At 60.0% G+C, this 12,514-nt stretch carries 11 protein-coding genes; 1 reads left to right on the top strand and 10 read right to left on the bottom strand.

What is annotated here, in order from left to right:
• Positions 1 to 10 precede the first annotated feature (10 nt).
• The gene (locus ACT6QH_RS09720) at positions 11 to 1,054 is read left to right on the top strand and encodes an enoyl-CoA hydratase/isomerase family protein (protein ID WP_444974616.1); all 1,044 of its coding nucleotides are present in this window, start codon (positions 11 to 13) and stop codon (positions 1,052 to 1,054) included.
• A gap of 54 nt (positions 1,055 to 1,108) precedes the next feature.
• Here ACT6QH_RS09720 and lpxB read toward each other — a convergent pair whose 3' ends face one another.
• The 10 genes from lpxB to ACT6QH_RS09670 all read right to left on the bottom strand — a co-directional run bounded on the left by lpxB (position 1,109) and on the right by ACT6QH_RS09670 (position 12,485).
• The gene (gene lpxB / locus ACT6QH_RS09715) at positions 1,109 to 2,326 is read right to left on the bottom strand and encodes a lipid-A-disaccharide synthase (protein ID WP_444974615.1); all 1,218 of its coding nucleotides are present in this window, start codon (positions 2,324 to 2,326) and stop codon (positions 1,109 to 1,111) included.
• On the bottom strand, positions 2,323 to 3,243 hold the full coding sequence (locus tag ACT6QH_RS09710; RefSeq protein ID WP_444974614.1) for an LpxI family protein: 921 nt from the start codon (positions 3,241 to 3,243) through the stop codon (positions 2,323 to 2,325). Before ACT6QH_RS09710 ends, lpxB begins: the two co-directional genes overlap by 4 nt.
• A 2-nt stretch (positions 3,244 to 3,245) precedes the next feature.
• Positions 3,246 to 4,052, bottom strand: coding sequence for an acyl-ACP--UDP-N-acetylglucosamine O-acyltransferase (gene lpxA, locus ACT6QH_RS09705; RefSeq protein WP_444974613.1), 807 nt, complete (start codon positions 4,050 to 4,052; stop codon positions 3,246 to 3,248).
• Positions 4,053 to 4,056: 4 nt separating this feature from the next.
• On the bottom strand, positions 4,057 to 4,569 hold the full coding sequence (fabZ, locus tag ACT6QH_RS09700; protein WP_444974612.1) for a 3-hydroxyacyl-ACP dehydratase FabZ: 513 nt from the start codon (positions 4,567 to 4,569) through the stop codon (positions 4,057 to 4,059).
• The gene (gene lpxD, locus ACT6QH_RS09695) at positions 4,566 to 5,660 is read right to left on the bottom strand and encodes a UDP-3-O-(3-hydroxymyristoyl)glucosamine N-acyltransferase (protein WP_444974611.1); all 1,095 of its coding nucleotides are present in this window, start codon (positions 5,658 to 5,660) and stop codon (positions 4,566 to 4,568) included. Before lpxD ends, fabZ begins: the two co-directional genes overlap by 4 nt.
• A gap of 89 nt (positions 5,661 to 5,749) precedes the next feature.
• On the bottom strand, positions 5,750 to 8,272 hold the full coding sequence (gene bamA / locus ACT6QH_RS09690; protein ID WP_444974610.1) for an outer membrane protein assembly factor BamA: 2,523 nt from the start codon (positions 8,270 to 8,272) through the stop codon (positions 5,750 to 5,752).
• Between the two features lie 193 nt (positions 8,273 to 8,465).
• Positions 8,466 to 9,629 (bottom strand): RIP metalloprotease RseP, encoded by a 1,164-nt coding sequence (gene rseP / locus ACT6QH_RS09685; RefSeq protein WP_444974609.1) that lies wholly within the window; start codon positions 9,627 to 9,629, stop codon positions 8,466 to 8,468.
• 117 nt (positions 9,630 to 9,746) lie between these two features.
• Entirely contained in the window at positions 9,747 to 10,904 is a 1,158-nt protein-coding gene (dxr, locus tag ACT6QH_RS09680) for a 1-deoxy-D-xylulose-5-phosphate reductoisomerase (protein ID WP_444974608.1), read from the bottom strand.
• A gap of 10 nt (positions 10,905 to 10,914) precedes the next feature.
• Positions 10,915 to 11,748, bottom strand: a complete 834-nt coding sequence (locus tag ACT6QH_RS09675) for a phosphatidate cytidylyltransferase (RefSeq protein WP_444974607.1) — start codon at positions 11,746 to 11,748, stop codon at positions 10,915 to 10,917.
• A complete protein-coding gene (locus tag ACT6QH_RS09670) occupies positions 11,733 to 12,485 on the bottom strand; it encodes an isoprenyl transferase (RefSeq protein ID WP_444974647.1) in 753 nt (250 codons plus the stop codon). Before ACT6QH_RS09670 ends, ACT6QH_RS09675 begins: the two co-directional genes overlap by 16 nt.
• Positions 12,486 to 12,514: the final 29 nt, after the last annotated feature.

Here is a 12,514-nt window from a genome sequence, read left to right as displayed (position 1 = left end):
CACTCAGGCGATGACAGAGACCCAGCCCGTCCTTTCCGGAATCAACGCCACACGCCAGGGGCGCGCCGGCATCATTACGCTCGACAGGCCCGCAGCCCTGAATGCGCTTGATCTGCCCATGGTACAGGGCATGATGCATGTGCTCACACAATGGGCAGATGATCCGGGTGTCGATGTGGTGGTCGTGCGCTCCACCCACCCCAAGGCTTTTTGCGCCGGTGGAGATATTCGCGCCATCCGGGCTGCCAGCCTTGAGGGCCGCTTTCAGGATATTCACACCTTCTTCGCCTCGGAATATGAGCTGAATTGCCTGATTGGCGCCTATCCCAAGCCTTATGTCGCGCTGATTGATGGCTATTGCATGGGTGGCGGCATGGGCATTTCCATGCATGCACCGCATCGCGTTGTGGGAGAAGGCGTGGTGCTATCCATGCCTGAAACGCTGATCGGCTTTTTCCCGGATGTCGGCGCCACGCATTTCCTGCCGCGGCTGGCGGATGGAATCGGCCTTTATCTCGCCCTCACCGGCGCACATGTGAAGGCCGCAGATGCCATGGCTTCGGGAATCGCCACAGCTTTCGTGCCCCGCGCCCAGCATGAGGCACTTGTGGAGGCACTGGCGAAGGGTGAGCCCGTGGCCAATGCCATTGCCCACCATAGCGCACCAGCTCCCGCCCCTTCCGCTTTGGCCGAAGCCCGCCCGCTGATCGCAGAGCTTTTTGCCGATGCGCCCTCCGCGCTTTCAATCCTGCAAACTCTGGAGCGCACGCCAGGTGATTTTGCCGCGCAAACCCTGAAGACACTGCGCGGCCTCTCTCCCACCAGTCTGGCCATCACCTTCGAGAATATCCGCCGGGGCGCATCTCTCAGCCTGCCGGATGCAACGGCGCTGGAGCTGTTTCTCAGCGGTCCGGTCACCCGCTCTGCGGACTTTCTTGAAGGGGTGCGCGCCGCACTGGTGGACAAGGACCGTAGCCCGAAATGGCAGCCCGCGCGTCTGGAAGAGGTGGAGCCAGCCACAATTGCCGCCCTCTATGCGGGTGCACCTGTCTGATCCGCCTTTCAGGCACACACCTCAAGCCGGAGGCACGCCTCCGGCTTTTTCAATTCACAGCAAGTCTTCCGGTGCCGGCAAAGCCGCTGTGCGCCCGTTCCGAGCCAGACGCAACACCACCTCTGCCGCACGGGCACTGGGGCCTGGCCCATGGATGGCGAAAATCTCATCCATCCTGGCAAAAGCTTCCACTTGCCGTGCGCGCACAGGCGAATCCAGCACCACATCCCGCAGCGCCTGACACAGCACCGGGATGGTGCAATATTCCTGCAAATATTCCGGCACCACATTTTCCCCGGCGACGAGATTGGCCAGAATCACAGTGGTGCCCTTCAAGATCCTGCGGGCAATCTGTGCCTCCAACCACCCCACCTTGTATGCTGCCACATGGGGAATACCGGCCAGAGCCAACTCCAGCGTCACGGTTCCTGAAGCAGCGAGCGCTGCGCGGGCCTGCCGGAATGCGGCATATTTTTCAGCCTCATCCGTTACGATCCGCGGCTGGACAGGCCAATTAGCCGTTACACGCCGCACCAGACCTTCCAGACGGGGCAAGGTAGGCAGAACTAGTTCCATGGGCAGATCGCGCGAGACCAACCCCAATGTGGTGCCGAAATGAGCCCCGAGCCGCTCGATTTCCCGGCGACGGCTCCCCGGCAACACCAGCACCAGCGGGGGCTTGGAATCTCGCCGCACCTGCTCTTCAGGTGAGGGGCGCAAAATATCCAACCGCTCCAGCAGGGGGTGCCCCACATAGAAGGTCGGCGGCCCGCCAAGCCGACGATGCACATCCGGCTCGAAGGGCAGAAGAGCCAGTAGCGCATCCACATAAGGCCGCATAGCTGCGGCCCGTCCCTCGCGCCACACCCACACCGTGGGGGAGACATATTTCACAATAGGGATATTCGGATTACGCGCCCGCACCCGCGCCGCTACACGATGCGTAAAATCCGGTGCATCCACCAGCACCAGAACATCCGGCGGATCTGCCAGAATGGCCTCCACCGTCTGCTTCAGGCGACGCAAAATCACCGGCAGTTTGCCCAACACCGCCGTGACACCGATAGCCGTCAGATCTTCCATCGGAAACAGGCTATCGAGCCCTGCGGCCTCCATCCGCGCCCCGCCAACGCCACGGAAATGCACACCGGCTGGCGCTCGGCGTGAAATCTCCTCCATCAGCGCGCCAGAGAGCTGATCCCCGGATTCTTCACCAGCCACAATAAAAACGGAAAGTGGGTGCGCCTTTGCATCCTGCGGCAGCACATTCATGCCTCATCCTCGCAGGACGACACCCCCATAACGAAAAGGCCCGCTGCATCCGCAGCCTCAACCAGCCCGGCCACATCCGGCACCATGGCTCCGCCCGCTTCAAAAGCAATGCCCGCCAACCCGGCCTCTTTGGCTCTCTTGATGGAATCCGGCCCGAGGGAAGGCAAATCAATGCGCCGATCCTGCCCCTTCTTCGGCGCTTTCACCAGCACACCCTTGCCCGCTGCAAAGCGCAAACGTCCATTACGGCGCATTTCACCGTATCGCCGCAACATGCTGTCCGTGCCTTCAGCGGCCTCGACTGCGGCGACAAAATCATCCACGACGATCACGCCCTGCCCCACATCAAACGGGCTGAGCACCTGTAGCAAGATCAAAGCACGGGCAATATCCGCTCTGTCCTGCTCGCTTGGGGCATGGGCACCCAGAACACCGGCCGGCAGCAACAATTCAGGGGCCACCTCGTGCGCACCCAGCAGCCGGAACCCCTGCTCGGAAACCAGCCCAAGAACACCAGACAACAAATGATTATCCCCGCCCCGAAACAGGCGGGCGATGCGCGGCAACAGCCGCATCATTGTCCAGTCCAGCCCCAGATCGCGCACACGCGGGCGGGTGACAGTGCCCACCATCACCACATCACGGATGCCTCTGGCACGGGCCTTGGCCGATACCCCGCCCAAAGACCCCAAGCGGAACCAGTAATGCTCATAGCGTTCAAGAGCCGGATCAGCAAAACCACGAATGAGAAAAAGCACTACCTCGCGGCCCTGCGCTCTGGCGGCTTCGGCCACGGCGGCCGGAAAGCCCCCGCCCCCGGCCACAATACCCAGCGGAGCTCTGGATGCGGGTTCCGGCAGGATGCGGGAGGCCTGTTCCTGAGCCGTCCCCATCTCAGGAGCTGAGGACGGGTTCAAGCTCACCCCTCCCCAACCACACCCCGCGAGGGGTGACACAGGGAGCGCTTGCGATCCTCATCCACAAAGGCCACTACGGCGGCGGCAAAGGCCGAGTCTTCAACTTCGGCACGCACCTTCTCCAGCCGGCTGTCAAACGTGCCTTCACCAAAAAACAGCTCACGATAGACCGCACGCGCCGCATGAATCTGCGCACGGCTATAGCCGCGCCGCTTCATGCCAATAACATTAAGCCCCACAAGCTTGCCCGCCTGCCCCAGCACATTGCCGAAGGGGATAACATCCTCACGTACACCCGTAAGGCCGGAAATCATGCATTGCGGGCCAATCCGTGTGAACTGATGCACCGCGCACAGGCCGCCAAGGAAAGTATAATCCCCCACCACCACATGGCCAGCCAAGGTTGCATTGTTCGCGAACATCACCTGATCACCAACAATGCAATCGTGGCCCACATGGGCCCCCACCATCATCATCACACCATTGCCGATACGGGTCTCACCTCGCCCGTTGGCTGTGCCGATATTGGCGGTAACATGTTCGCGAATATGGCACTTTTCACCCACGATCAGCCGCGTGCGCTCACCCTTGTAGTGGATGGACTGCGGCGGCGTCCCCAGTGACGCGAAGGGGTAGATTTCCGTCCCGGCGCCAATGGTGGTGTCGCCCTGAATATTCACATGGGCATGCAACCGCACCCCCGCGCCGAGAACCACATGCGGCCCAAGAATGCAGTAAGGGCCAATTTCCACATCATCGGCAAGGCCCGCCATATTCTCGACGCGGGCCGTGGGGTCGATCTTTGCCACGATTTCAGCTCTCCATAATCATGGCGCCGACTTTCGCTTCGGCCACCAGTTCGCCCCGCACCCTTGCCTCACCGCGATACCACCACATATTGCGCCGCCTGTTCAGGCGCGTCATGTGGTATTCCAGCACGTCTCCCGGCACGACAGGACGGCGGAACTTGGCTTCGTCAATCGTCATGAAATAAACCAGTGAAGGCTTTTCCTGGCTCTTGCCCAGCACGCAGACCACACCAGCCGTCTGCGCCATACCTTCAATAATCAGCACGCCCGGCATCACCGGATTGCCAGGGAAATGCCCCTGGAAATGCGGCTCATTGGCTGTCACATTCTTGATGCCGACACAAGATTTGTCGCCATCAATCCGCTCCACCCGGTCCACCAGCAGGAAGGGGTAGCGATGCGGCAAACAAGAAAGCACGCGCTGAATATCGGCATAGCCCAGTTCCCGGACCTCGCCGGCATTATCCTTCCCGGAAGCGCTTTCAGCGGCGCTCTGCGGTGCCGTTGCATCGCTCATTTGCTTTGTCCTTCCCCTTCCCCATCAGCAGAGTGATGGTGCGGTTTCGCAGCCAGATTCTTCAGGGCTGTAATTTCGCGGAACCATTCCCGCACCGGCTTGGCCGGCGATCCACCCCAGCGCACAGCGGGCGGCACATCGCCCTTCACATTGCTGGATGCTGCAATCTGCGCCGCCGTACCAATGGTGCAATGGCCGACAACCCCCACCTGCCCGCCGAGCATCACGAAATCACCCAGCGTTGTGGAGCCGGAAATACCGGTTTGAGACACGATGATGCAGTGGCGGCCAATCACCACATTATGGGCGATCTGCACAAGATTATCGATCTTGGTACCCTCACCGATAACCGTATCCGCAAGCGCCCCACGATCCACCGTGCTGTTCGACCCGATCTCGACATGATCCTGAATCACGACACGCCCCAACTGAGGCACCTTGACATGACCCGCCGGGCTGGGTTGGTAACCAAAGCCATCAGCCCCGATACGCGCGCCCGCATGAATGATGACATCGTTTCCGATGAGCGCATGTACCACACTGGCGCCGGGCCCAACCACGCTATTGCGCCCAATACGCACTTCAGGACCAATGATAGCCCCCGCGCAGATCAGGGATCCTTCTCCGATTTCAGCTCCGGGACCAATCACCGCGCCGGGATCGACGGTTACACCCGGCTCCAGAGAAGCTTTGGGGTGCACCACAGCACCCGGAGCAATTCCATCCTGTCCAAAAATGGAGAGAGGACGCAAGGCAGACGGAAACAATTGCCGCGTGACAGCCAGAAACGCAGCAGCAGGCCGCGGGCTGACAAGCACTGCCACACCTGCGCGCACCTGCGCGACAAATCGCTCGGATGTGATGCAGGCTCCAGCCCGCGTTTCACCCAGCTTTTCGGCAAAACTTTTATTATCGCAGAAAATCAGATCCTCCGGCCCGGCAGCCTCCAGAGCGCCAACGCCTGAAATGATACGATTTTCCAACGCAGCCGGATCTTCCCCTTCAGGCGCTTGCAGTGTCGCGCCACTGAGTTTTGCAATCTCCCCAAGGGTCAGCGCCTTGGGCAATGGGAAAAAGACGGGCTGGTTCATGGCAAGATACCTGACCGAAACAGGGCGGGCGCCACCGAGCCTGGACCAAACCAGCCCAAGCCCTGCGGCGCCCGCATCACATAGAGAAATCAGAAGCGCGCACCACCCGAGAAGCGGAACTCCTGAACATCATCGTAGTTGGCCTTCGACAGCGCCCAAGCATAGTCAAAGCGCAGCGGACCAAAGGGCGACTGCCACAGCAAGCTGGCACCGATGGACGAGCGAACCACGTTCTCGTCAACTACACAGACATTACCCACGGAATTCTTCGTGTTGTAGCCCGTGCTCTTACAGTTCACGATATTCGGGTTTCCGTAGAAGTTATTACCATTCCAGCCTGCGACATCCGGGAAGATGGTCGAGCCATTATAGTCATATACCGAACCGGCATCGACGAAGACCGCGGCCTTCAAGCCCATATCCTTGGGCAGGAAGGAAAGCGGGAACTGCACCTCAGCCGAGACACCCCAGTACAAGGTACCACCCAGAGCGGTCGAGTTGTTTTCGATGCAGTTGAAATAGGCCGGAGTTCCCGCATTTGAGCTGGCGCAAGGCGCAACGTCACGCGGACCAATACCGGAAGGCGCAAAACCGCGCACCAGATTGGGCCCCATGAAGAAGTTATCCATGATCGCCAGACTGTCATCACCCCAAGAGGAGACATAACCAGCCTGCCCGCGCAGCATCAGCACCGCATCGCCAAAGTTCAGCGGCGTATAATGACGCACATCACCCGTCGTGCGCAGGAAGTTCACATCGCCGCCAACACCAGCAAGATCCTGCTTCAGCTCAGCATACAGACCCTTCGTCGGGTTCATCGAGCTATCAAGCCCGTTGAAGGAGAGCGTATAACCCACAGCAGAAGTCAGGGTCGCACCGTCGGCCTGCGCCTGACGCACCGCCCACGAGGCACTGGTCTCACACAGAGCCAGCTCATCCCACATCAGCGCGCCATAATCCGAATAATAGCTCGGGTCACAGACCGTGATTTCACGCTGATAGAGATTATATCGCAGAGCAAGCGTCAGCTCATCCGTGATGGGAAGACCGAGACGCAAACCGCCACCCACCATATCGGTGGAGTAGTTGGTGTAGCTGGTCGGGGTCGTCTCCTTCCAGTAGGCATCAACGCCCGCAGCAATACGGTAGCCGAGGAAGAAAGGCTCGGTGAAGGAGAATTCAGCACCCTTGCTGTTTTCACCCCAAGAACCGGACACCTTTACATACTGACCGCGCCCCAGGAAGTTCTTCTCACCCAAAGAAACTTCACCGATGAGGCCGTCAGACGTGGAGTACCCGCCCGAGACAGCGAATTCACCCGTCGGCTGATCCTCGACATCCACAACAAGGATGACGCGATCCGGCGCAGATCCCGGCTCATTCGTAACCCGCACAGTCTTGAAGTATCCGAGGTTACGCAAGCGACGCTCGGCGCGATTCACCAGCACACGGTTATAGGCATCGCCTTCGCCGAGATCGAATTCGCGACGGATCACCCAATCTCGCGTACGGGTATTACCGCGAATCTCAATACGCTCGACATAAACGCGCGGCCCTTCTTCCACCACGAAAAGCAGATTGATCTGCTTGGAGGCGAAATCCCGGTCACCACGAGGACGCACCTGCGCAAAGGCATAACCGCGCTTGGAGACCTCAACCGTCAGATTCTCGACAGACTTCTGAACATCATTGGCGTCATAGATCTGCCCCTCCTGCGCGCGCAGAACGGAGCGCAGGGAATCGGCGGGAACCTCCCGAATGGAGGAGATCACATCGACATCGCCGAACTTGTACTGGTCACCCTCATCCAGAACGAAGGTGATGACGTAACCATCCCCCGAAGGGTCCAGCTGGGCTGTCGCGGAAACCACGCGGAAATCAGCATAACCGTGCGTCAGATAGAAGCGACGCAGCAACTCCTGATCCGCATTCACACGATCCGCATCATAAACGTCGGTCGATTTCATGAAGGACAGCAGACCACTGGTCGTGGTCGTGATGATGTCCTTCAACTTCCAGTCCGAATAGGCCTTGTTGCCAACGAACTTGATGTCCTTGACACCAACCTTCTTGCCTTCTTCAACCTCGAACACCAGATCGACCCGACCATCGCCGCGATCAATGGTGACAGGGTTGACGCGGACATTATCGCGCCCGGCCCGACGATAAACTTCAACGATACGCTGCGTATCCGCCTGCACCGTCGCCTTGGAAAGCGCCCCGCGCGGCTTGGACTGCACCTCGCCGGCAAGAACCTCATCCTTGAGCTTCTTGTTACCCTCGAAGGCAACCTTGTTGATGACCTGATTTTCAGTCACCCGCACAACAATACGGCCACCCTGGCGGGAAACCTGCACATCAGAGAAGAGGCCGGTGCCGTAAAGCGCCTTCCACGCCTCATCAACCTTGGCGGCCGTATAGGGGCCGGAACCAAAATAAGAGCGGATCGTTTCCGCACTGACGCGCTGGTTACCCTGAACAACAATGCTATTGGCCTGAGCCACAGCAGGGCTCGCCACCAAGATGGCACCAGCCGCCGTCGACATCGCAGCAGTGGTCGCAATGCCGAGGGTGGCAGCCAGATTTCTCATCACCCGGAGCGAAGCAGTCATGTGGCGCACAACCTTAAGAAATTACTACAATCATAAATCTGCCACGACTGTGAAACGTCCGTGGCAGATTCTTGCCCTGTCGGGCTGCTTGTACAGGCTTTTGACGGAGGTGCAAACCGCACCCGGCCTCTGACCTGCGACTTTCCCACGGACCGTTGCCCTTCGGACACGACCCGTGGCCCCTCTAACCCCTTCACATTGTTGCAAGATGCAACACATCGTTCCAGGTAGCGAAGATCATCAGCATCAGCACCAGCGCAAGCCCGATGCGGAAGCCGATATCCTGAGCACGGGCACTGAGGGGGCGTCCGCGTACAGCTTCGCAAGCGTAAAACAAAAGGTGCCCGCCATCCAACATCGGGATGGGAAATAGGTTAAGCAGACCTATAGAAACCGACAGAACCGCCGCCAGTGAAAGCAAAGCGCCAAAGCCGAAGGTGGCCACCTGGCCCGAAACCTGGGCAATGCGGATAGGACCACCAAGCTGATCGGCCGATTCCCGGCCGGTTACGAGGCCGCCGATATAATCAAAGGTCCGCGTCACCACATACCAGGTTTCCTGCACCCCCATGCCCACGGCCTCGACCGGACCATAGTGCTGTACAGTGACATCCCCGGCAGACAGGGAACGGGAAATACCCAGAAGGCCCGTGCGTTGCACATTGCCGAAGGGGTCCTTCACTTCCTTGAGTTCCGGCGTGGCCTGCAAAGACACTTCCGCCCCGCCGCGCTCCACAATGAAGGTGAGCGCCGTGCCGGCATGCATCCCCACAATGCGCTGCATATCCGAGAAGCTGCTGATCTTCTGCCCGTCAATGGACAGCACCAGATCACCCGGCTCGAACCCGGCCTGGGCCGCAGCACTGCCCGCCCCCACCTGATCCACACGCGGAGCCGCCACTTGGCGCCCATACACCATGAAAACAATGGAAAAAATAACGATGGCCAGAATGAAATTGGCAACAGGCCCCGCAGCCACGATAGCCGCACGCCAGCCCAGAGGCTGATAAAAGAAGCTTTCCTTGCGCTCCTGCGGATTCATGCTTTCCAGCTTCTCGGCATCCGGCGCGGAAGCCGCATCCTCATCCCCATAGAAGCGGACATAGCCGCCAAGCGGAATCGCCGCGATCTTCCAGCGCGTGCCATGGCGATCATTGAAGCCGATCAGTTCCGGGCCAAAGCCGATGGAAAAGGCCAGCACCCGCACCCCGGCGCGACGCGCCACCCAGAAGTGGCCCAACTCATGAAAGAACACCACCAGCGTGAGCACGAACACGAAGGGAATGAGATAGCCCAGCAAGGAGCCGCCGGCTCCGAACAGGCTCCCCATGAAACTCACATCGGAAACCGCGTCCATTGTCTGCTTCCCTACCCTTCATCCAGCCATCATATCTGGCGCATGATTTTGCCCTGACATTTTGCCCATAGGATGGCCTTGCGCCAAAATCAGGCACAATGTGCCTCTCAGGGCCTGTCAGCTCAATGCCAGAGCGCATTCCGCCGCAACATGCCGCGCTTCCATATCCAGAGACAACGCCTCCTCCACGCTGGAGGGGGCAGGCCCGACCGCCATCTTCTCCAACGTGCGGGCGACCATGTCGCTGATACCGTAAAAGCCAATCCGACCTTCGAGAAAGGCCCCAACCGCCACTTCATTCGCGGCATTGAGAATGGTTGGCGCTCCACCACCCGTCGCCATGGCAGCACGCGCCAGCGCAAAGGCGGGGAAACGCCCTTCATCCACCGCCTCGAATGTCAGCTTCCCAAGCTGCACCAGGTTCATCCGCCGCGCCGGAAAGCTCAGCCTCTCGGGATAAGCCAGACAATGCGCAATCGGCACGCACATGTCCGGCAGAGCCATACCAGCAACAACCGAGCCATCAACGAAGGACACCAGCCCGTGTACGACAGATTCGGGATGCACCACGGCATCCAACTGCGCCGCCGGCACCGCGAACAGATGATGCGCCTCGATCAGCTCCAGCCCCTTATTCATCAAGGTGGCGGAATCAATGGTGATTTTTGCACCCATGGACCAGTTGGGATGTTTGAGCGCATCTGCACGGGTGACATGCTCCATCTCCGCCCGGCTGGTTTTGCGAAATGGCCCGCCAGAGGCTGTCAGAGTGATGCACTCCACCGCCCGCGCCGGCGCGGCTGAAAGCGCCTGAAAAATGGCGTTGTGCTCACTGTCCATGGGGAGAATTTCAGTCCCCACCTGGGCCGCTTCCGCCATGAAGAAGTCGCCGGCGGCCACAAGGCACTCTTTATTAGCCAGCGCCATGCGACGGCCCGCCCCCAGTGCAGCAACGGAAGGAGCCAGCCCCGCCACGCCCACAATAGCGCTCACCACCACATCCGTTTCGCGTCGGGCGGCGTCCAGAACAGCCTCAGGCCCTGCGCCACTGGCGATACCTGTACCTTCAAGAGCCTGCGCCAAAGCTGGTCCGCCAGCGGGATCAGCCAAAGCCGCGAAGCGCGCGCCAAGCTGACGAGCCATTCTCGCAAGAGCCTGCGCATTCCGGCCGCCCACAAGGGCTTCCACCTGATACATCTCAGGATGTTCGGCCAGTACTTTCGCGACGCTCTGGCCGATGGAGCCCGTGGCGCCCAGAACCGAGAGTCGTGTCATTGCCGCATCCTTACCACATCATCAAGCCGGCAGCCGGCTCCATCCCGCCCCGTAACAGGGCGACAACCAGCGCCAGCAGTGCCGCAACTATGAAACCATCAAGCCGGTCCAGAATGCCGCCATGGCCGGGAATAAGACAGCCCGCATCCTTCACGCCAAACAGGCGCTTGATAGAGGATTCGGCAAGATCGCCAGCCTGGCTTACGATTGAAAGCAATACCGCCAGCCCCACCAGAGCACCAACCCCCGGCAACCCTGCGCCCAGCGCCAGCACAGCCGCCGCCAAGGCACCTGCCAGCACGCCTCCCAGTGCGCCAGACCATGTTTTGTTTGGTGAAACACGCGGCCACAATTTGGGGCCGCCCAGTGTGCGCCCGGTGAAATAAGCGAAGCTATCTGTCGCCCAAACCACGGCATACAAATAGAAAATCGCCAACATGCCCAGCAAGCCGCTGCCACGCAAAGCCACGACCGGCACCAGCGTGGCCCCGGCAATCACAATGCCCCAGAACGCCCAGCCTCTCTGGCTCGGAGCCAGCAGGGAGGAAACAAGAGCCCCGGCCAGAATCACCAGAATGGAAAAGTGCAACTGCCCGAGCTGAAGCAGAATTGCCGCCGCCAGCAAACACACGACACCAACACCCAGCCAGACCGGCCGACGCTGAAGACAGGTGATACTGGCCCACTCGTAAAGCACAGCCACACTGGCCAGCAGCCACAGCGTCGTGAAAGCCCAGCCCCCCAGCCATGTCAGCGCCAGAACCACTGGCACCAGAACCGCGACGGATGCTGCACGATATTTGAGGTCGCCCCCCCTGCCCTTGTTCATTATGGAACCGGACAAGGTGTGACGCCTCCAAAACGACGCTCACGGCGGGCGAATTCTTCCAGTGCTCCACACAGGCTCGCCTTGTCAAAATCAGGCCAGTTCAGCGGCAGAAACACGAATTCGGCATAAGCGGATTGCCATAACAAAAAGTTGGAGAGACGCTGTTCCCCGGATGTGCGGATGATGAGGTCTGGATCAGGAATATCCGTGGTTTGGAGACGCGTGGAAATCGCATCCACGTCCACGTCTTCAGGCTTCATGCGACCGGCGGCGACATCCGCAGCGATCGCCGCAGCGGCGGCGGCGATCTCCTGACGCCCCCCATAATTGAAAGCCACCACAAGAGTCAGCCCGCTATTGGCGCGGGTCATCGCCTCGGCCTCATTCAGAAGGGAGACAATATCCGCGCTGAGATTGGCCCGCTCGCCAATAACCCGCACCCGCACATTACTGGCATGCAATTCAGCCAGATCATTGCGAATGAAGAAGCGCAGAAGCCCCATCAACTCCGCGATTTCTGCGGCGGGGCGGCTCCAGTTCTCGCTGGAAAAGCTGTAGACGGTGAGAAAGCGTATTCCCAGCTCACGCGCTGCGCGCACGCAACGGCGAAGCGCCTCCACCCCCCGACGATGCCCTTCAGCTCTCGGCAGATGGCGCGCCGTCGCCCAGCGCCCGTTCCCATCCATGATGATACCCACATGCACAGGCACACGGACAGATGCGTCCACACCCTCGGTGGGCGGCGCGTGCAGCGGCGTAGCGTGTTCAGGACTCACGGGCG

The organism is Haloleucobacter albus (genome assembly GCF_052492075.1).
Note: the sequence above shows the minus strand (reverse complement) of the source record. Positions and strands in the feature narration are given on the sequence as shown.

Coding starts and splice junctions, on each gene's coding strand:
- ACT6QH_RS09720 (WP_444974616.1), top strand. CDS start 11: ATGACAGAGACCCAGCCCGTCCTTTCCGGAATCAACGCCACACGCCAG.
- lpxB (WP_444974615.1), bottom strand. CDS start 2,326: ATGAATGTGCTGCCGCAGGATGCAAAGGCGCACCCACTTTCCGTTTTT.
- fabZ (WP_444974612.1), bottom strand. CDS start 4,569: ATGAGCGATGCAACGGCACCGCAGAGCGCCGCTGAAAGCGCTTCCGGG.
- lpxD (WP_444974611.1), bottom strand. CDS start 5,660: ATGAACCAGCCCGTCTTTTTCCCATTGCCCAAGGCGCTGACCCTTGGG.
- bamA (WP_444974610.1), bottom strand. CDS start 8,272: ATGACTGCTTCGCTCCGGGTGATGAGAAATCTGGCTGCCACCCTCGGC.
- rseP (WP_444974609.1), bottom strand. CDS start 9,629: ATGGACGCGGTTTCCGATGTGAGTTTCATGGGGAGCCTGTTCGGAGCC.
- dxr (WP_444974608.1), bottom strand. CDS start 10,904: ATGACACGACTCTCGGTTCTGGGCGCCACGGGCTCCATCGGCCAGAGC.